The 19498-nt window shown below is 68.6% G+C and carries 13 protein-coding genes; 5 read left to right on the plus strand and 8 right to left on the minus strand.

Annotated features, from left to right (window positions below):
• The first annotated feature begins 86 nt into the window (after positions 1–86).
• From SF06_RS12380 to SF06_RS12395, 4 genes are all read left to right on the plus strand, one after another.
• Positions 87–359, plus strand: coding sequence for a YeaC family protein (locus SF06_RS12380; protein WP_027589624.1), 273 nt, complete (start codon positions 87–89; stop codon positions 357–359).
• Complete coding sequence (locus SF06_RS12385; RefSeq protein WP_039561748.1) at positions 359–1189, plus strand: DUF2797 domain-containing protein; 831 nt, start codon at positions 359–361, stop codon at positions 1187–1189. The genes SF06_RS12380 and SF06_RS12385 overlap by 1 nt, the downstream gene beginning before the upstream one ends.
• A gap of 57 nt (positions 1190–1246) precedes the next feature.
• Positions 1247–3904, plus strand: coding sequence for an aminopeptidase N (gene pepN / locus SF06_RS12390; RefSeq protein ID WP_039561751.1), 2658 nt, complete (start codon positions 1247–1249; stop codon positions 3902–3904).
• A gap of 330 nt (positions 3905–4234) precedes the next feature.
• Positions 4235–6256, plus strand: coding sequence for a methyl-accepting chemotaxis protein (locus SF06_RS12395; protein ID WP_039561753.1), 2022 nt, complete (start codon positions 4235–4237; stop codon positions 6254–6256).
• 3 nt (positions 6257–6259) lie between these two features.
• Here the strand turns inward: SF06_RS12395 and SF06_RS12400 are convergent, their stop codons facing one another.
• The 8 genes from SF06_RS12400 to SF06_RS12435 form a co-directional block, all read right to left on the minus strand.
• Entirely contained in the window at positions 6260–7018 is a 759-nt protein-coding gene (locus SF06_RS12400; protein ID WP_039561755.1) for an SDR family NAD(P)-dependent oxidoreductase, read from the minus strand.
• 167 nt (positions 7019–7185) lie between these two features.
• Complete coding sequence (locus SF06_RS12405) at positions 7186–7641, minus strand: hypothetical protein (RefSeq protein ID WP_437123597.1); 456 nt, start codon at positions 7639–7641, stop codon at positions 7186–7188.
• A gap of 47 nt (positions 7642–7688) precedes the next feature.
• Positions 7689–9320 carry a BatD family protein gene (locus tag SF06_RS12410; protein ID WP_039561756.1) on the minus strand — a complete coding sequence of 544 codons (1632 nt, stop codon included), beginning with the start codon at positions 9318–9320 and terminating at the stop codon, positions 7689–7691.
• Positions 9320–11020, minus strand: coding sequence for a VWA domain-containing protein (locus SF06_RS12415; protein ID WP_039561757.1), 1701 nt, complete (start codon positions 11018–11020; stop codon positions 9320–9322). The genes SF06_RS12410 and SF06_RS12415 overlap by 1 nt, the downstream gene beginning before the upstream one ends.
• Positions 11017–12036 carry a VWA domain-containing protein gene (locus SF06_RS12420; RefSeq protein WP_039561759.1) on the minus strand — a complete coding sequence of 340 codons (1020 nt, stop codon included), beginning with the start codon at positions 12034–12036 and terminating at the stop codon, positions 11017–11019. Before SF06_RS12420 ends, SF06_RS12415 begins: the two co-directional genes overlap by 4 nt.
• Positions 12029–12511: a DUF4381 domain-containing protein gene (locus SF06_RS12425; RefSeq protein WP_027589687.1), complete on the minus strand. Its 483-nt coding sequence runs from the start codon at positions 12509–12511 to the stop codon at positions 12029–12031. The genes SF06_RS12420 and SF06_RS12425 overlap by 8 nt, the downstream gene beginning before the upstream one ends.
• The gene (locus tag SF06_RS12430) at positions 12508–13449 is read right to left on the minus strand and encodes a DUF58 domain-containing protein (protein WP_027589688.1); all 942 of its coding nucleotides are present in this window, start codon (positions 13447–13449) and stop codon (positions 12508–12510) included. Before SF06_RS12430 ends, SF06_RS12425 begins: the two co-directional genes overlap by 4 nt.
• Positions 13449–14411 carry an AAA family ATPase gene (locus tag SF06_RS12435; protein ID WP_027589689.1) on the minus strand — a complete coding sequence of 321 codons (963 nt, stop codon included), beginning with the start codon at positions 14409–14411 and terminating at the stop codon, positions 13449–13451. The genes SF06_RS12430 and SF06_RS12435 overlap by 1 nt, the downstream gene beginning before the upstream one ends.
• 184 nt (positions 14412–14595) lie before the next feature.
• Here SF06_RS12435 and SF06_RS12440 point away from each other — a divergent pair, with 184 nt between their 5' ends.
• Complete coding sequence (locus tag SF06_RS12440) at positions 14596–19416, plus strand: NAD-glutamate dehydrogenase (RefSeq protein ID WP_039561761.1); 4821 nt, start codon at positions 14596–14598, stop codon at positions 19414–19416.
• Positions 19417–19498 lie beyond the last annotated feature (82 nt).

Raw genomic sequence — 19498 nt, forward strand, 5'->3', positions numbered from 1 at the left:
TCTGTGGGAGCGGGGCGGTTCGCGCTTTTCCCTTAATCCTCCCGCCCCGCTAGAATGGCCGGCGTTTCACTTTTCCGGAGTCGGCCATGTCGTCCTTTATCGAAGCCATCGAGAACATCACCCCCGAGATCTACCAGAACCTCAAGCAGGCCGTGGAGCTGGGCAAGTGGCCGGATGGCCGCAAGCTGACCCAGGAGCAGAAGGAAACCTGCCTGGGCGCGATGATCGCCTGGGAGCTGAAGAACCTGCCCGAGGAAGAGCGCACCGGCTTCATGAACGGCCAGGAATGCGGCTCGAAGAGCAAGAAGGCTGCCACCGAAAGCGATCTGTTCGCCCCGGCGTCCGGAACCCGCCACTGATGGTGGAACTCGGACGCGGCGCGCTGGACAAGATGGCCGCGCGCCTGGATGCCCCGGTGCAGTACGCCTTTCGCCTGGGCGAGCTGCAGGTGCCGGTCAATCCGCTGATCGGCAAGACCCTGTGCCTGGAATACCTGGGTGCCATCCACTGCAGCCACTGCGGTCGCAAGACCAACAAGAGCTTCAGCCAGGGCTACTGCTACCCCTGTTTCAAGAAACTCCCCCAGTGCGACCTGTGCATCGTCAGCCCGGAGAAGTGTCATCACGAGCTGGGCACCTGCCGCGATCCCGAATGGGGCACGAGCTTCTGCATGACCGATCACGTGGTCTACCTGGCCAACTCCTCGGGCATCAAGGTCGGCATCACCCGCGCCACCCAACTGCCGACCCGCTGGCTGGACCAGGGCGCCACCCAGGCGCTGCCGATCCTGCGCGTGGCCACCCGGCAGCAGTCCGGGCTGGTGGAAGACCTGTTGCGCAGCCAGGTGCCGGACAAGACCAACTGGCGGGCGCTGCTCAAGGGCGACGCCGAACAGCTGGACCTGCCGGCCATCCGCGACCAGGTGTTCGCCGCCTGCGCCGACGGTATCGGCCAGCTGCAGCAGCGCTTCGGCCTGCAGGCGATCCAGACCGTGCCGGATGCCGAGGTGCAGACCATCCGCTATCCCGTCCAGGCGTACCCGGGCAAGATCGTCACCCACGATCTGGAAAAGACCCCGCGGGTCGAGGGCACCCTGCTGGGCATCAAGGGTCAATACCTGATTCTGGATACCGGCGTGATCAACATCCGCAAGTTCACCGCCTACACCGTCGCCGCCAGCTGCGCGTAACCCTGTTTCTTCGACCCGCCGGGTCCGGCGGGTTTCGCGAACATGATTGAGGTTTCCATGCGTACCGAACAGCCGAACACCATCTACCTCAAGGACTATCAGGTTCCCGACTACCTGATCGACGAGACCACCCTGACCTTCGAGCTGTACGAGGATCACTCGCTGGTGCATGCCCAGCTGGTGATGCGTCGCAACCCGCAGGCCGGAGCCGGGCTTCCCCCGCTGGTGTTGCACGGTCAGGAGCTGGAACTGCTCAGCCTGAGCCTCAACGATCGCGAACTGGGCGCCGGCGACTACCAGCTCACCCCGGCTAGCCTGACCCTGCAGCCGGACAGCGCCAGCTTCACCCTGGACAGCACGGTGCGCATCCATCCGGAAAGCAACACCGCGCTGGAAGGCCTGTACAAGTCCGGCACGATGTTCTGCACGCAGTGCGAGGCCGAGGGCTTTCGCAAGATCACCTACTACCTCGACCGCCCGGACGTGATGAGCAGCTTCACCACCACGGTCAGTGCCGACAAGCAGCGCTATCCCGTGCTGCTCTCCAACGGCAACCCGATCGCCGCCGGCGACGGCGAGGATGGCCGCCACTGGGCGACCTGGCAGGACCCGTTCAAGAAGCCGGCCTACCTGTTCGCCCTGGTGGCCGGTGATCTGTGGTGCATCGAGGACAACTTCACCACGATGAGCGGCCGCGACGTGGCCCTGCGCATCTATGTCGAGCCGGAAAACATCGACAAGTGCCAGCACGCCATGGACAGCCTGAAGAAGTCCATGCGCTGGGACGAGGAGGTCTACGGCCGCGAATACGACCTGGACATCTTCATGATCGTCGCGGTGAACGACTTCAACATGGGCGCCATGGAGAACAAGGGCCTCAACATCTTCAACTCCAGTGCCGTGCTGGCCCGCGCCGAGACCGCCACCGACGCCGCCCACCAGCGCATCGAAGCCATCGTCGCCCACGAGTACTTCCACAACTGGTCCGGCAACCGCGTGACCTGCCGCGACTGGTTCCAGCTGTCGCTCAAGGAAGGCTTCACCGTGTTCCGCGACGCCGAGTTCAGCGCCGACATGAACTCGCGCACCGTCAAGCGCATCGAGGATGTGGCCTACCTGCGCACGCACCAGTTCGCCGAGGACGCCGGCCCCATGGCCCACCCGGTGCGTCCGGACGCCTACATGGAGATCTCCAACTTCTACACCCTGACCGTGTACGAGAAGGGCGCCGAAGTGCTGCGCATGATCCACACCCTGCTGGGCGCCGACGCCTTCCGCAAGGGTTCGGACCTGTACTTCCAGCGCCACGACGGCCAGGCGGTGACCTGCGACGACTTCATCAAGGCCATGGAAGACGCCAGTGGCATCGACCTGACCCAGTTCAAGCGCTGGTACAGCCAGGCCGGCACGCCGCGCCTGCAGGTCAGCGAGGCCTACGACGCCGCCGCCCAGACCTACACCCTGACCTTCGCCCAGAGCTGCCCGGCGACCCCTGGCCAGGCAGAGAAGCAGCCGTTCGTGATCCCGGTCGCCCTGGGCCTGCTGGACGCGCAGGGCAACGACCTGCCGCTGCAGCTGGCCGGCGAAGCCGCGGCCCAGGGCACCAGTCGCGTGCTGTCGGTCACCGAGGCGCAGCAGTCGTTCACCTTCGTCAACCTGGCCGAGAAGCCGCTGCCCTCGCTGCTGCGCGGCTTCTCCGCGCCGGTGAAGCTGAGCTTCCCGTACAACCGCGACCAGCTGATGTTCCTCATGCAGCACGACTCCGACGGCTTCAACCGCTGGGAGGCCGGCCAGCAGCTGGCCGTGCAGGTGCTGCAGGAGCTGGTCGGCCAGCGGCAGCGCGGCGAGGCCATGGTGCTGGATCAGCGCCTGATCGCCGCGCTGCGCACGCTGCTGGAAAACCAGCAGCTGGATCAGGCCATGGTCGCGGAGATGCTCAGCTTGCCGAGCGAGGCCTACCTGGCGGAGATCAGCGACGAGGCCGATGTCGACGCCATCCACGCCGCCCGCGAGTTCGTGCGCCAGCAGATCGCCGAGGCGCTGTACGAGCCGCTGTGGGCCCGCTACCAGGCCAGCCGCGAGCAGTCCCGCCAGACCCCGTATGTGGCCGAGGCGGGGCAGATCGCCCGCCGCAGCCTGCAGAACATCGCCCTGAGCTACCTGATGGAAACGTGCCGCGAGGAAGTGCTGGCCGCCTGCCTGGAGCAGTACGAACACAGCGACAACATGACCGAGCGTCTGCATGCGCTGGCGGTGCTGGTCAACTCGCCGTTCGAGGCCGAGAAGGCCGGTGCGCTGGCCAAGTTCGCCGAGCACTTCAAGGACAACCCGCTGGTCATGGATCAGTGGTTCAGCGTGCAGGCCGGCAGCCCGCTGCCCGGCGGCCTGTCCCGTGTGCAACAGCTGATGGCGCACCCGGCGTTCAACCTGAAGAACCCCAACAAGGTGCGCTCGCTGATCGGCGCCTTCGCCAACCAGAACCACGTGAACTTCCACGCCCTGGACGGCAGCGGCTACCGCTTCCTGGCCGATCAGGTGATCGCCCTGAACGGCTTCAACCCGCAGATCGCGGCCCGCCAACTGGCGCCGCTGACCCGCTGGCGCAAGTTTGCACCGGCCCGCCAGGCGCTGATGCGCGGCGAGCTGGAGCGCATCCTGGCCAGCGGCGAGCTGTCGCCGGATGTGTATGAAGTGGTGAGCAAGAGCCTGGCGTAAGCGGGCGTTGCTGCACCCAAAGGCCGCCCCGGGCAACCGGGGTGGCCTTTTGTTTGCACGGCCGTCCTGCTGCCGACATGCCGCGGTGCGGGTGCCATGGTGGACAAGGAAAGCGTTGTCCACCCTACGCCTTTCTGGCCGCCGGGGCCCCGACTCTGATGTATTCGGCAAACTGGGATGCGGTTTTTCTGGCGCCTTTTTTCCGTCCTTGATCGGCATCATGGAGGCGGGCGCCCGCCAACCGATAGCGTTGCGCCACCTTCCCGACTTCATTAGTCAGCTTGGTAATTCGGGGGAGGCGAGCGAATTGCCAGGCCGTGAGATCGTGCGATGAGAAGACTGTTCCGGCCCGCCGAGGCCCTGATGAATCGCCTGAAGTACCCCCTCAAGTTCCTGGCCATGGGGCTGCTCATGGTGCTGGCGCTGGCCGCCATGCTGTGGGGCATCGCCCGCCAGCAGCAGGCGACCATCGAGCGCGCCGAACAGGAGCAGCACGCCGCCGAGCTGGCCCGGCCGCTGTCCGAACTGGTGCGCCTGGCGCAGCAGCAGCGCGGTCTGTCCGCCCGTCTGTTGGGCGGCGACGGCGGCGACGGCGGCGCCGAGGCAGCCCTGCGCGAGGTGCAGCGCGACCTGGGCAACGGCCTGGCGCAACTGGAGGAGCGGCTCACTCCGGCCCAGCGCGACGCACTGGCACGGATACGCACGGAGTGGCAGCGCATGGTCGCCGAGCAGCCTGGCTGGAGTCGCGAACAGAGCTTCGGCGCGCATAGCGCCCTGGTGGATGAGCTGCTGCGCCTGCAGGCACGCATCGCCGATGACCATGGACTGACCTTCGACCCCGAGGCAGACACCTACTTCCTCAAGGCGGTGGCGGTGGAGCGCCTGCCGTTCCTGCTCGAGCGCTTCGGGCGCCTGCGTGCGCTGGGTTCCGGTGTGCTGGCGCGCGGCGAGGCGAGCGCCGAGGAACGCGGCATGCTGCTGGTGCGAGTCGACGAGATCAGCACTGGCCTGCGTGACATGCAGGACAGCCTGGACAAGGTGATCAACCTGCACCCGAATCTGCGTGATCGCCTGCAGCGTTCGCTGTCCCGCCTGCGTGAGCGCGGCGGCGAGATCGAAAGGGTGGTGCAGGGCCTGGTCTACCAGGGCGAGTCCTCAATCAGCAGCGAAGCCTTCTACCGGCTGGCCACTGAGACGGTCGATGAAGGCTACCGGCAGATGTTCGAGGTGCTGTTGCCGGAGCTGGACCATCTGCTCGCCGAGCGCAGCGCCCAGGCGCGCGGCGAGCTGTTGCGCAACCTGGCGGTGTTACTGGGGCTGCTGGTGGTGGTGGGCTACCTGGCGACGGGGGCCTACTGGTCGGTGCTGGGCAGTGTGATCCGCCTGCGCGAGGGCAGCGAGCGGCTGGCCGCCGGCGACCTGACGGTGCGTATCCATCTGGAGGCACGCGATGAACTGGCGCAGGTGGCGGGCAGTTTCAATCACATGGCCGAATCCATGGCCCAGCTGATTGGTGGCATCAAGGGCCATTCGGATCAGGTGGCCGACGCCGCGCACCAGTTGGCGGCGGCCTCCGGGCAGATCCGCGTGGCGACCCAGCAGCAGAACGATGCGGCCTCCAGCATGGCGGCGGCGGTGGAACAGATGACCGTCAGCATCGAGGACATCAGCCGCAACGCCGCCAGCGCCGACGAACTGGCCAGCCGTTCGGGTCAGCTGTCGCGCCAGGGTGGCGAGATCGTCGCCTCGGTGGTCGGCGAGATCGGCGGCATCGCCGACTCGGTGGCCCATTCGGCGCGCACCATCGACGCGCTGGGCGAGCGCTCCGGCCAGATCGCCAGCATCGTCGACGTGATCGGCAACATCGCCTCGCAGACCAACCTGCTGGCGCTCAACGCGGCCATCGAGGCGGCGCGCGCCGGCGACAAGGGCCGCGGCTTTGCCGTGGTCGCCGACGAGGTGCGCCAGTTGTCCGAGCGCACCGCCGAATCGGCGCGGGAAATCGCCGACATGGTGCGCTCCATCCAGGACGGCATCCACGGGGCGGTGACCAGCATGGAGCAGGGCGTGGAGCGGGTCGGCGAAGGCGTCGGCCGGGCGCGACGCGCCGGCGAGGCCATGCAGCAGATCAGCGAAGCCGCCCAGCAGGTGGTATCGCGCGTGGCGGAGATCTCCCATGCCCTCAGGGAGCAGAGCAGTGCGTCCGGGGAAATCGCCCGCCAGGTGGGGCTGATCGCCCGCATGACCGGCGAGAACGACGAGGCGGTGGCCAGCAACCACCAGACCGCCGGGCGGCTGGGAGAGCTGTCCACCGCCCTGCAGGGCAGTGTCGCGCGCTTCCGCGCCGCGTAGCGGTCAGTCTCGGTCGACGGCGAACCCCGCCCAGGCCTGGCGGGTGGGCATCACTTCCAGGAAGTTGATGTTGATGCGGTCCGGCAGGTTGGCCACGTAGAAGATCTGCTCGGCGATGTCCTCGGCGGTCAGCAGCGTGGTGGTGTTGTACAGGCGGTCCGAGGCCGCCTGGTCGCCCTTGGTGCGCACCAGGGTGAACTCGGTTTCCGCCATGCCCGGGGCGATGTCGGTGACCCGCACGCCGGTGCCCTGCAGGTCGCAGCGCAGGTTGTAGCTGAACTGCTCGACGAAGGCCTTGGTGGCGCCGTACACGTGGCTGCCAGGGTAGGGCCACTGGCCGGCGGTGGAACCGATGTTGATGATGCTGGCACCGGCGCCGGTCTCGATCAGGGTTGGCAGCAGGGCGTGGGTGACGTTGACCAGGCCCTTAACGTTGGTGTCGATCATGGTGTGCCAGTCGGCCAGGTCCACGTTCTGGGCCGCCTGCGGCGCCAGGGCCAGGCCGGCGTTGTTGAGCAGCACACGCACCGGGCGGAAGGCGGCCGGCAGAGCCGCGACCACGGCCTGCACCGCCTCGGCGTCGCGCACGTCCAGCGCGGCGATGTGCACCGGTACCTGTGCGCCGAGTTCTTCCTGCAGCGCTTGCAGGCGTTCGACGCGGCGCCCGGTGAGGATCAGCGACCAGCCTGCGGCCGCGAAGCGGCGCGCGGCGGCGCGGCCGAAACCGGAGGTGGCGCCGGTGATGAAGATGATCTTGGACATGGGAGATAAACCTCTTTTTTCTGAAAACCTGCGGGCCTCCGTGCCGAACCCGTAGGAGCGACTTCAGTTGCGAGCCCCTGGGTGGGGTCGCATCAAAAACCGCGGCTGAAGCCGCTCCTACAAAAGCCGGACGAAGCCCCGCGAAACCGCAACAGACGACCGGGCTCCTACAGCAGCGCCAGATCGTCGTGGATCAGTACGCAATGGCGGCCGGCGTCATCTTCGTGGCAGGCGTACAGGTAGTACATGGTCACCTGGCCGCGTTCGTTCACCACGGCCACATAGTCGCCCGGCTCGGGGGTGAAGAACTGCGAGGTGCTGGGTTCGGCGCAGCATTCGATCAGCGCGGTGACGAACTGCTCGGGGTCCTCGTCGCCGAAGAAATCCTCCAGCTCGGCCTCGCCCCAGTGGGCCGGCGCCTGGAAGGGGCCCTGGAAGAGGATGCGCGCATCGCCGAGGTCTTCCTCTTCGGTGTCCGGATCATCCTCCTCGGCGGAGCGATACAGGGTGCAGTCGCGGGCGTCGGCGCTGTCCAGCACCTGCTGGCGGGCCTGCAGGCGCTTGGCGGGGTCCAGGCCGTCGGCCTCGCACATCTGGGCCCAGAGGGCGTCGTCAGGGTTCACGAATCATTTCTCCATCATTGCCCAGGTGCAGGCGGCACCCGGTCGGGTCATCGGGGGTATAGCGGTGGCAGTCCACCGTTGCCATTGCTTACGGGCGTGCCATCCGGCCGGGGCGGCAGGTCGCGGATGGCCTGCCACAGCTGCTGGCCGTCCCATTGCTGGCCGCTCTCGCCGTACAGCACGCCATTCAGACCATCCAGGGCATCGGACAGCGGCACACAGCGGGCGGCCATCTCCGCCAGGGTTTCCGGCTGGGCGCGGGCCCAGGCATCCAGCGCCTGGCGGGTCGCCTGCGGATCGTTGGCCTGGCAGGCGCGCCTCAGCTCATCGAGCAGATTGCGCGCGTTCGCGGCGCTCGGCAGCGTACGCGGGATCGCCGGCTGGCGGCGGGCATGCCACCAGAGGGAAAAGCCGAGCAGTGTGGTCAGGCCGAGCACGGCGGTGCTCAACTGCCAGGGCCACAGGCGTGCGGCGGAAGCGTCCGTTTCGCCCGAGGCCGCTGGGGCTTCCAGCAGGGGGTCGGCCTGCACGCTGAAGTGGCGTGCCGGCAGCGTGGCCCGTTCCAGGCGGTCACTGGCCAGGTTCCACCAGACCACTTCCAGCGCGGGGATTTCCAGCTCGCCCGCCTGGGTGGGCACCAGCGCCTCACGCTGTTCGCGCAGACCGGTCAGGCCCGTCTCGCCCAGGGTGCTTTCCAGCCGTGGCTGATCGGGATAGCGGCGCAGGCCGGGAACCTCGGCGAGCGGCAGGGGCGGCAGCTGGGAGCTGGCCAGGCCCTCAGCGCGCAGGGTCAGGGTGCGGGTCAGCGAGTCGCCGACCTTGAGCGGTTCGCTCGTCTCGCTCCAGCTTTCCGCCAGTGTCAGGGCGGTTGCCGGCAGCCAGGGCGTGTCGGCCGGGTACTCGGCGGGAATCGACTTGACCTGCAGGGGAATCACCGGCGAGCTCACCTGCACGGTGCGCCCGCTGCGTGGGCCGAACGGGTTGAAGGTGTCCGGATCGTTGCGCTCAACCAGGGTGGCGCTGAACACCTGGGCGGGCAGCTCCAGTTCCCCGCTGCGCAGCGGATGGATGGCGTAGCGCACCTCGATGACGCCGTGGCGCACGCCGTTGACGCGTGTCTCGTAGGTGCGCGGCTTGCCGAGCTGCTCGATGCGCGCCTCCGGGGTCTGCAGCGGGGTCAGGGTGCTGTCGTCGAACAGCGACACGGAATGGTAGATGCGCAGGGTCAGCACTGCTTGCGCCTGAACATAGACACTGTCGCGGTCGAGATTCGCGTCGATGAACACCGGCATCAACCGATCCCCCCCGGCGTCCGGCGTGCTGGCCTCGCTGACTTGCAGGGTGATGGGCGCGGACACCGCCTCGCCGACGCGCAGCGGCGGAATCACCACGTAGCCGGTGCGGCGCGGCAGAAGGGTGAGGATCCAGCGGGTGGCGCTGCGGCTGCCCTGATCGTCGCGGATCACCCGGTTGACCTGGCGGCTGTCGAGCACCTCGAACAACGGCAGCAGCGGGCTCAGGTCCGGCTGGCCGGTCAGTGCCAGGCCGCCCAGCTCCAGGGTCAGCTCGACGGTATCGCCTTCGGCGATCTGCTGACGGTCCACGCTGGCCATTAGCTCGTCGCCGCGCACGCCGCCACTGAGCAGAAGAAGGCAGACCAGACAGAGCGTTCGCATCATCACGGGGTTTCCTGGCGCTGTTGCTGTTCGAGGCGGAACTTGCGGCGCAGCAGTTCGGCGGGGTCATCGGGAATCTGGCGCAGCCATTGTTCCAGGGCCTGGCGGCGCTCCCGGTCGAGCGGCGCCTGTGCGGCCGTGGCGGCTGCCGGCTCGTTGCCGGTGCCCGCACCGTTCTGGCCTCCGGCAGTCGCTTCGCGGGGCGGGCTCGGCTCGCCTTGTTGCGGGTCGCCGGTCCCTTCATCGGGAGTCGCAGGCTGCTCGCCCGCGCCGCCGGTGCTCGGCGCCGCCTGGCCGCCGGGCGCTTCCCGGGGCGGCGCCGCCTGCTCCTGCTGCCGGTCGCGTTCGGCCTGCCGCTGGCGCAGCAGTTCTTCCACCTGCTGACGATTGTGGCGGGCCTGCTCGAGTTGCGGGTCGCGTTCCAGGGCCTGGTCATAGGCCAGCAGGGCCTCTTCCAGCTGGCCATCGAGGGCCAGGGCGTTGCCGCGATTGTAGTGATCGGCGGCCTGGTCGCCCTGGGCGAAACGCTCGGCGGCTTCGGCATAGTCACCGGCCAGGTACAGGGCGTAGCCCTGGCGCTGGGGGTCGGTGAAGGCCTGGGCGGCGTCCCCCGGCCGGCCTTCGGCGAGCAGGCGCTGGCCCTGCTGGTCGGCGCGCAGCCACAGGGTATCGAAGGCGGCATGGCTGGGTAATGGTGTGAACAGCAGGGGCAGGCAGAACAGCCAGCCGCGTCGACCGGCGCAGGCGGCAAGCAGCAACAGTGGCAATAACAGCCAGTAGCCCTGGTCCACCCAGTGTTCCAGCGGCAGCCGCTGACCGCTTTCCTGTTCGCTGGCCGTGGCCTCCAGCAGGCCGAGGGCCCGCAGGTCGGCGGCGTCCGGGCGTAGCGGCTGGTAGGCGCCGCCCAACTGGCGAGCGAAGCGCTGGTGGCTGGCGGCGTCCAGGCGCGGGAGCACGATGGCGCCCTGCGCGTCCTTCAGGAAGCTGCCGTCGTCCAGCACGATCGGGGCGCCGCGCGAGGTGCCCACGCCGAGGACGTCGAGGCGATTGCCGTCGAGAGGGAGGGCGGCGATGGCGGTCTGTTCCGCGTCGCTCAGGCCGCTGGTCAACAGCAGCAGGCGACCGCTGCCCTGGCCGGCCTGCTCCAGCAAGGCCAACGCACGGGCCACGGCCAGGTCGGCACGCTGGCCGGGTTCCGGCATGATCGACGGTGTGAGCGCGCCGAGCAGGTTGAGGGCGGTGGCCAGGTCGTCGGAGAGCGGCACCAGTACGTGGGCGCTGCCGGCATAGACAACGATGCCGGTCTGCGCGTCGCGCCGTGCCTCCAGCAGGTCGACGAGGGTGCGTCTTGCCTGCTCCAGGCGCGTGGGCGGCAGGTCGGTGGCCAGCATGCGCGGAGTCAAGTCGAGGATCGCCACCAGCGCATCGCCGCGCGTCGCCGTCGCCTGTTCCATGCGCTGCCAGCTCGGGCCGAGCAACGCCAGCAGCGCCAGCAGCCAGGCCAGGCCGAGGGCCAGCCAGGGCAGGCGGCTGCTACGGCCCTGGTTGCCGGCCAGCAGCAGGGCATGGAAGGGACGCGGCAGCAGCAGCTGCCAACGCGCGCTGCGCCGCTCGCGGCGCCACAGGCGCCAGAGCAGCCAGGCGCAGGGCACCAGCAGCAACAGCCAGGCAGGACGCAACAGGGTCGGCCAGAGCTCGGTCATGGGCGCGACCTCCGCAGCCAGTAGGGGGCCATGCCCTGCGGCCGGATCACCCGCACCACCAGCAACAGGCTAAACAGCAGCGCCGCCGCCAGCGGCCAGACGTACAGCTCGCGGGTGAGGCGCGCCGGCAGGCTTTGCTGGGCCACCGGCTGCAGGCGGTCGAGGGTCTGGCCGATCTCGCGCAGCGCGTCGCTGGAGTGGGCGCGGAAGTACTGGCCACCGGTCAGTTCGGCCATCGCCTGCAGCCCCGGCTCGTCCAGATCCAGCCCCGGCGCGAAGGCAAAGATTCCCGGGCCACGGCCCTGTCCCGGCAGGGCGCCGATGCCGATGGTGTAGAGCGTCACGCGATTGTCCGCCGCCAGCTGCGCGGCGGTCAGCGGCGCCAGGCTGCCACCGGTGTTGGCGCCGTCGGTGATCAGCACCAGCACGCGGCTGTGCGCCGGCTGGTCGCGCAGACGCTTGACCGCCAGGCCGATGGCGTCGCCGATGGCGGTGTTCGGCCCGGCGATGCCGACGCGGGCCTCCTCCAGCCAGGTGCGCACGGTGCGCCGGTCGAAAGTCAGCGGCGCCTGCAGGTAGGCCTGGCTGCCGAACAGGATCAGGCCGACCCGGTCGCCGCGCCGCTGCTCGATGAATTCGCCGAACAGTCGCTGCACCAGCCCCAGGCGGCTGATGGGCTGGTCCCGCCAGAGCATGTCCGGGTATTCCATGGAGCCCGAGACATCCACCGCCAGCAGCAGGTCGCGGCCACTGGCGGGAATCGGCAAGCGTTCACCGAGCCATTGCGGGCGGGCGGCGGCCAGCAGCAGGCACAGCCACACCAGCATGAAGGGCAGCTGCTGGCGCCAGGCGGGCAGGCTGCTGCCACGGGCACGCTGGCCGCTGAGGTCCTGCAGCTCATCGAGGAAGCTCACCTTGAGCGCCGCCTCGCCGCTGTCGGCCGGTGGCAGCAGGGCGCGCAGCAACCAGGGCAGTGGGGCGAGCAGGAAGATCCACGGCCAGGCGAACTCAAACATGCTTGCGGATCCACAGGTCGATGGCCTGGTGCAGGGCCTGCAGCGCCTTGTCGTCGAGCTGGCAGCGCGGCCGGTAGGCGCCTTCCACCAGCACCATCCAGCGGGTGAGTCCGGCGGAGGGGCAGCGGCTGTCCAGGAAGGCCAGCCAAGCGCGGCCGCTCAGGGTCTGGCACTGGCTCTGCGGGTAGCGCTGCACGCATAGGCGCTTGAGCAGCGCGTTGATTTGCTGCAGCCAGGGGCCGGCCTCGCGGCCGTAGGGCTTCTCCAGGCTGTCGAGTTCGTGCAGGGCGGCCAGGCGCAGCGGATCGAGCTGGGTGGGGCGCAGCGGGCGGCGGCGCAGGCGGCGACGCAACAGATACAGCCCCCCGACCGTCAGCAGCAGCGCCAGGGCCAGCAGCCACCAGCCGGGTGCCGGCGGCCACCAGGGCACTGGTGGCGGCGCGATGGGCGGCAGCAGGGAATCGAGGGGATTCATGGCTGGGCCTCCACCGGCGCGGTCTGGAAGTCGCGCAACTGATCGAGCAGTTCGTGGCGGGTGCTCAGCGGCAGCAGCACCGCGCGCACCTTGTCCGCCAGTTGCTGCCAGCGCTGCTGGCGGGCCTCGCCGCGGGCACGGTAGGCCTTGCGCAGTAGCGGGTCGTAGGTGTCCAGCTCCAGCGCGGCGCCGCCTTGGGCGAAACGCAGCAGACCGGCGGCGGGCAGGGCGTGATCCAGCGGATCGGAGAGCGGCACGAGGATCAGTTCCACGTGCCGGCCGAGCAGCGCCAGTTGCTGTTCGGACGCGTCGTCCAGCGCGCGTTCGTCGCAGATCACCACCAGCAGGCTGCCGGGGCGCAGCACCTCGCGGGCGCGACGCAGCGCCGGGCCAAAGGTGCCCTGGGGGCCGGGCATGTCGGCGTGCAGGGCATGATTGGCATCGATCAGCCGGCTGAGCAGCTGCAGCAGGCTCTGCTTGCTGCGCCGGGGGCGCACTTCCGGGGCATCGCCGCTGCCGAACACCAGGCCGCCGATGCGGTCGTTGTGGTCCAGCGCGGCCCAGCCGAACAACGCCGCCGCCTGGGCGGCGAGCACCGATTTGAAGCGCGCGCCGCTGCCCAGGAACAGCGGGCGACTCTGCTCCACCAGCAGGTAGACGGGGCGTTCGCGCTCCTCGTGGAACAGCTTGGTGTGCGGTTGCTGGGTACGCGCGGTGACGCGCCAGTCGATGGTGCGCACGTCGTCCCCGGCCTGGTAGACACGCACCTGGTCGAAGTCGATGCCGCGCCCGCGCAGCCGCGAGCGATGCAGGCCGACCAGCGCACTGCGCCGGTAGGGCGTGGAAAACAGCTGCAGGCCGCGCAGCTGGTGGCGGATGTCCACCAGCTCGGCGAGGGTGGTGTAGGCGCCGGCGGGGCCGGGAGCCGGGCGGTCCATCAGCCCACCGCCACCACGTCAAGCACCCGCTGCAGCACCTGGTCCTGGTCGATGCCGGAGGCCTCGGCCTCGAAGGACAGGATGATGCGGTGGCGCAGCACATCGAAGAACACCGCCTGGATATCCTCCGGGCTGACGAAGTCGCGGCCGGCCAGCCAGGCGTTGGCGCGGGCGCAGCGGTCCAGCGAGATGCTGCCGCGCGGGCTGGCGCCGTAACTGAGCCAGGCGGCCAGGTCAGCGTCGAACTTGGCCGGGAAGCGGGTGGCCATGACCAGCTGCACCAGGTACTCCTCCACGGCATCGGCCATGTGCAGGGCGAGGACTTCCTGGCGGGCGGCGAAGATTGCCTGCTGGCTGATGCGTCGGTGCGCGCCGGCGTCGGCGCCGTGCAGCGCCTCGCCGCGCGCCTGCTGGAGGATGCGGCGCTCCACCGAGGCGTCCGGATAGCCGATCTTCACGTACATGAGGAAACGGTCGAGCTGGGCTTCAGGCAGCGGGTAGGTGCCTTCCTGCTCGATCGGATTCTGGGTGGCCATCACCATGAACAGCGGCGACAGCGCGTAGGTGCTGCGGCCGATGCTCACCTGGCGCTCGGCCATGGCTTCGAGCAGCGCCGACTGCACCTTGGCCGGCGCACGGTTGATCTCGTCGGCCAGCACCAGGTTGTGGAAGATCGGCCCCTGCTGGAACACGAAGCTGCCGGTCTCCGGGCGGTAGATCTCGGTGCCGGTGATGTCCGCCGGCAGCAGGTCGGGGGTGAACTGGATGCGATGGAACTCCGCCTCGATCCCTTCGCCCAGCTCCTTGATGGCGCGGGTCTTGGCCAGGCCCGGCGCGCCTTCCACCAGCAGGTGGCCGTCGGCGAGCAGGGCGATCAGCAGGCGGTCGATCAGGCGGTCCTGGCCAAGGATACGGCTGGCCATGAACTGGCGCAGGGCAAGCAGCGCTTCGCGATGTTCCATCGTCGGGGTCATCTCCGGTGGGCGAGTCCGGTCGGCTCGTCGGCAAGACCGGCACTTTAATCCAACTCGGCCGCGCTGGCACGAGGCGTCGCAACCCGGAGTGGCCACCCGTGGACTAACGTTGAACGGAAACACGGGTTCGTTACTGTCACTCTGCCACCCTGCCTGCTTCGATGGAGTTGTCATGGTCTTTTTCAGCGCGTCCGGCAAGACCGATTTTCACCAGCAACTGCGAGAAGCGCTCGCCCGGCATGTGGAGCCCGAGGTGCTTCCCCGGCTGGCGCGATTCGCCGAACAGTTCTTCGCCATTGCTCCCCTGGAGGAGCTGCTGCAGCACCGCCTGGCCGACCTGGAGGGCAGCACGCTGTCCGCCTGGCGGCTACTGGAGGCGTTTCGCGGCGAGCCGCTGGTGCGGGTCTTCAACCCCGATTACGAGCAGCACGGCTGGCAGTCCACCCACAGCGTGGTGCAGGTGCTGCACCCGGACATGCCGTTCCTGGTGGATTCGGTGCGCATGGCGCTCAACCGGCGCGGTCACAGCATCCACACCCTGCAGAACAGCGTGCTCAGCGTGCGGCGCGGCGCGGCGGGGGAATTGCTGGACATCCTGCCGCGCGGCAGCCACGCCGAGGGCGCACGCGACGAAGCCCTGATGTTCCTGGAGATCGACCGTTGCGCCAGTACCGCCGAGCTGCGCGAGCTGCAGCAGCTGCTGAGTGACGTGCTGGCCGAGGTGCGCCTGGCGGTGGGCGATTACCCGGCGATGCAGGAACAGGTCCGTCGCCTGCTCGAACATCTGGCGCAGCGGGGCGATGCGGGCGAGGGTGAGAGTGTCGGTGAGGTGCGGGCCTTCTACGAATGGCTGCTGGATCATCACTTCACCTTCCTCGGCTACGAGGAATTCCGGGTGCTCGAGGACGAGCGCGGCGCCCGTATCGAGTACGACGAGGGTTCGCTGCTGGGGTTGTCGCGGGTGTTGCGCAAGAACCTCAGCGACGAGCAGCGCAGCATCGAGCCTTCGGTGCTGGCCTATCTGCGCGAGCCCTGCCTGCTGAGTTTCGCCAAGGCTTCCCAGGTCAGTCGCGTGCATCGTTCCGCCTACCCCGACCTGGTGTCGCTGCGCATGCTGGACGACCAGGGGCGGGTGGTCCGGGAGTGCCGCTTCCTCGGCCTCTATACCTCCATGCTGTACACCGAAAGCGTCACGCGCATTCCCTATGTGCGCCGCAAGGCCGAAGCGATCCTCGGCCGTTCCGGTTTCGCCCGACACGCGCACCTGGGCAAGGAGCTGGCCCAGGTGCTCGAAGTGTTGCCCCGCGACGAGCTGTTCCAGACGCCGGTGGACGAGTTGTACGAGACCGCCATCGCCATCGTGCAGATCCAGGAGCGCAACAAGCTGCGCCTGTTCCTGCGCAAGGACCCCTACGGTCGGTTCGTCTACTGCCTGGTCTACGTGCCGCGCGACCACTATTCCACCGAGATCCGCGTGAAGATCCAGAACCTGCTGATGGAGCGCCTGAACGCCTCCGACTGCGAGTTCTGGACCTATTTTTCCGAATCGGTGCTGGCCCGCGTGCAGCTGATCCTGCGTGTCGACCCGCGCACCGTGCCGGCGTTCGACGCGCGCCAGCTGGAGCAGGAGGTGATACAGGCCTGCCGTTCCTGGCAGGACGAGTTCGCCAGCCTGATGGTCGAGCGCTTCGGCGAGGCGCGCGGCACCGACCTGCTGGCACGCTTCGCGCCCGGCTTCCCGGCCGGCTACCGGGAGCGCTTCGAGCCGCACTCGGCGGTGGCGGACATGCAGCACATTCGCAGCCTGTCCGACGAACAGCGGCTGGTGATGAGCTTCTACCAGCCGCTGGGACAGGGCGAGGGCGAGCTGCACTGCAAGATCTACCACGCCGATCTGCCGCTGCCGTTGTCCGATGTGCTGCCGATCCTGGAGAACCTCGGGCTGCGGGTGCTCGGCGAGTATTCGCACCGGCTGCGCCAGCGCGATGGCCGGGCCTACTGGATTCACGACTTCACCTTCGCGCCGCCGGCCGGGCTGGTGGTCGATCTGAAGACGCTCAACGGCCTTTGCCAGGAGGCGTTCACCCAGATCATCGCCGGCAATGCCGAGAACGACGCCTTCAACCGCCTGGTGCTCGGCGCCGGGCTGACCTGGCGGGAGGTGGCACTGCTGCGCGCCTACGGCCGTTACCTGAAGCAGATCCGCATCGGCTTCGACCTGGGCTACATCGCCGCCACGCTGAACAACCACACCGACATCGCGCTGGAGCTGGTGCGTCTGTTCAAGACCCGCTTCTACCTGGCCCGCAAGCTCACCGCGGAGGCGCTGGAGGAGAAGCAGGGCAAGCTCGAGGAGGCCATTCGCGCCGCGCTTGACCAGGTGGCGGTGCTCAACGAGGACCGCATCCTGCGTCGCTACCTGGAGCTGATCGGCGCCACGCTGCGCAGCAACTTCTACCAGACCGACGCCGAGGGTCGGCACAAGCCCTACTTCAGCTTCAAGATCAGCCCCGGCGCGATCAGCGAGATGCCCCGGCCGGTCCCGCTGTACGAAATCTTCGTCTATTCGCCGCGTGTCGAGGGCGTGCACCTGCGCTTCGGTCCCGTGGCGCGTGGCGGGCTGCGCTGGTCGGATCGCGAGGAGGATTTCCGCACCGAGGTGCTCGGTCTGGTCAAGGCCCAGCAGGTGAAGAACGCGGTCATCGTGCCGATGGGCGCCAAGGGCGGCTTCGTGCCCCGCCGCCTGCCGGTGGGCGGTAGCCGCGACGAGATTCAGGCCGAGGCCATTGCCTGCTACCGGCTGTTCATCAGTGGCCTGCTGGACATCACCGACAACTACCTGGAAGGCCGCGTGGTCCCGCCGGAACAGGTGGTGCGCCACGACGGCGACGATCCCTATCTGGTGGTGGCCGCCGACAAGGGCACGGCGAGTTTTTCCGATATCGCCAATGGCATCGCCGCCCAGTACGGGTTCTGGCTGGGCGACGCCTTCGCCTCGGGCGGTTCGGCCGGTTACGACCACAAGAAGATGGGCATCACCGCGCGCGGTGCCTGGGTCTCGGTGCAGCGGCACTTCCGCGAGCGTGGCATCGACGTGCAGCGCGACAGCATCACGGTGATCGGCATCGGCGACATGAGCGGCGATGTGTTCGGCAATGGGCTGCTGATGTCCGAGCGGGTGCAGCTGCTGGCCGCCTTCAACCATCTGCACATTTTCGTCGACCCCGATCCTGACCCGGCCGCCAGTTATGCCGAGCGCAAGCGGCTTTTCGAGCTGCCGCGCTCCAGCTGGGCGGACTACGACGCGGGGCTGATTTCCGCCGGTGGCGGGGTGTTCCCGCGCAGCGCCAAGAGCATCGCCGTCAGCCCGCAGATGCGCGAGCGCTTCGACATCCAGGCCGAGAAGCTGTCGCCCAACGAGCTGGTCAGCGCGCTGTTGCGGGCGCCGGTGGACCTGCTGTGGAACGGCGGCATCGGCACCTACGTCAAGGCCAGCACGGAAAGCCATGCCGACATCGGCGACAAGGCCAACGATCCGCTACGGATCGACGGTCGGGAACTGCGCGCCCGGGTGGTGGGCGAGGGGGGCAACCTGGGCATGAGCCAGCTGGGGCGCATCGAGTACTGCCTAAACGGTGGCGCCTGTAACACGGACTTCATCGACAACGCCGGCGGGGTGAACTGCTCCGACCATGAGGTGAACATCAAGATTCTCCTCAACGGCGTGCTGGTCGCCGGCGACATGACCGGCAAGCAGCGCAACCAGTTGCTGGCGCAGATGACCGACGACGTGGCGCAACTGGTGCTGGGCAGCAACTACACGCAGACCCAGGCGCTGTCGCTGGCCGAACGCCGCGCCCGCGAGCGGATGGGCGAATACCGCCGGCTGATGAGCGACCTGGAAAGCCGCGGGCGCCTGGACCGGGCGCTGGAATTCCTGCCCAGCGACGAGCAGCTCGGCGACCGTGCGCTGACCCGGCCCGAGCTGGCGGTCCTGCTGTCCTACAGCAAGATCGACCTCAAGCAGGCGCTGCTGGATTCCAGCGTGCCGGACGACGATTACCTGGTACGCGACATGCAGCGCGCTTTCCCGCCGCAGCTGGTGGAGCGCTTCGGCGAGGCGATGCGCAATCACCGGCTGCGGCGCGAGATCGTCGCCACCCAGATCGCCAACGATCTGGTCGACCGCATGGGTATCACCTTCGCGCAACGGCTGTGCTCATCCACCGGCATGGGCGCCGCCCAGGTGGCCGAGGCCTATGTGATCGTGCGCGACGTCTTCCACCTGCCGCACTGGTACCGGCAGATCGAGTCGCTGGACTATGGCGTGAGCGCGGATACGCAGCTGGCGCTGATGGATGAACTGATGCGCCTGGGACGCCGGGCCACGCGCTGGTTCCTGCGCAGCCGCCGCCAGACCCTGGACGCTGCCCGCGATGTGGCGCACTTCGGCCCGCCGGTGGCCACCCTTGGCGTGAAACTGGACGAGCTGCTGCAGGGGGCGGCCCGCGAGCAGTGGCAGGAGCGCCACCAGGCCTACGCCGAGGCCGGGGTGCCGGAGTTGCTGGCACGCATGGTGGCGGCCAGCGACCAGCTCTACATGCTGTTGCCGATCCTGGAGGTGGCCGAGCGGACCGGTCACGAACCGCTGCTGGTGGCGCGGGCCTTCTTCGCCGTGGGCAGCGCTCTGGACCTGGACGGCTACCTGCGGCGCATCACCCATCTTGCAGTGAACAGCCACTGGCAGGCGCAGGCCCGCGAAGCCTTCCGCGATGAACTGGACAGCCAGCAGCGGGAGATCACCCTGTCGTTGCTGTCGGCCCCCGGCGAAGGCGATCCGCGCCATCGCCTGGAGAGCTGGCTGGAACAACGCCAGCCACTGGTGCAGCGCTGGGAAACGATCCTCGCCGAACTGCGCGGCGCGGGTGAAAACGACTATGCGCTGCATGCCGTGGCCAGCCGGGAGCTGGCGGACCTGGCGCGTTCGGGCTGAACGGCAGCGCCGGGCGGCCGCCCTGCAGACCCGTGATCCAGGTAGGCGGTCGGCGCTTATCGGCCGCCGTTGGGCACGACGC

It is taken from the genome of Pseudomonas flexibilis (assembly GCF_000802425.1).
GTDB classification, from domain to species: Bacteria; Pseudomonadota; Gammaproteobacteria; order Pseudomonadales; family Pseudomonadaceae; genus Serpens; species Serpens flexibilis.

Bases quoted from the DNA above. Each gene is read 5' to 3' on its own strand.
- SF06_RS12380 (WP_027589624.1), top strand. From the start codon at position 87: ATGTCGTCCTTTATCGAAGCCATCGAGAACATCACCCCCGAGATCTAC.
- SF06_RS12385 (WP_039561748.1), top strand. From the start codon at position 359: ATGGTGGAACTCGGACGCGGCGCGCTGGACAAGATGGCCGCGCGCCTG.
- pepN (WP_039561751.1), top strand. From the start codon at position 1,247: ATGCGTACCGAACAGCCGAACACCATCTACCTCAAGGACTATCAGGTT.
- SF06_RS12395 (WP_039561753.1), top strand. From the start codon at position 4,235: ATGAGAAGACTGTTCCGGCCCGCCGAGGCCCTGATGAATCGCCTGAAG.
- SF06_RS12400 (WP_039561755.1), bottom strand. From the start codon at position 7,018: ATGTCCAAGATCATCTTCATCACCGGCGCCACCTCCGGTTTCGGCCGC.
- SF06_RS12410 (WP_039561756.1), bottom strand. From the start codon at position 9,320: ATGATGCGAACGCTCTGTCTGGTCTGCCTTCTTCTGCTCAGTGGCGGC.
- SF06_RS12415 (WP_039561757.1), bottom strand. From the start codon at position 11,020: ATGACCGAGCTCTGGCCGACCCTGTTGCGTCCTGCCTGGCTGTTGCTG.
- SF06_RS12420 (WP_039561759.1), bottom strand. From the start codon at position 12,036: ATGTTTGAGTTCGCCTGGCCGTGGATCTTCCTGCTCGCCCCACTGCCC.
- SF06_RS12425 (WP_027589687.1), bottom strand. From the start codon at position 12,511: ATGAATCCCCTCGATTCCCTGCTGCCGCCCATCGCGCCGCCACCAGTG.
- SF06_RS12430 (WP_027589688.1), bottom strand. From the start codon at position 13,449: ATGGACCGCCCGGCTCCCGGCCCCGCCGGCGCCTACACCACCCTCGCC.
- SF06_RS12435 (WP_027589689.1), bottom strand. From the start codon at position 14,411: ATGGAACATCGCGAAGCGCTGCTTGCCCTGCGCCAGTTCATGGCCAGC.
- SF06_RS12440 (WP_039561761.1), top strand. From the start codon at position 14,596: ATGGTCTTTTTCAGCGCGTCCGGCAAGACCGATTTTCACCAGCAACTG.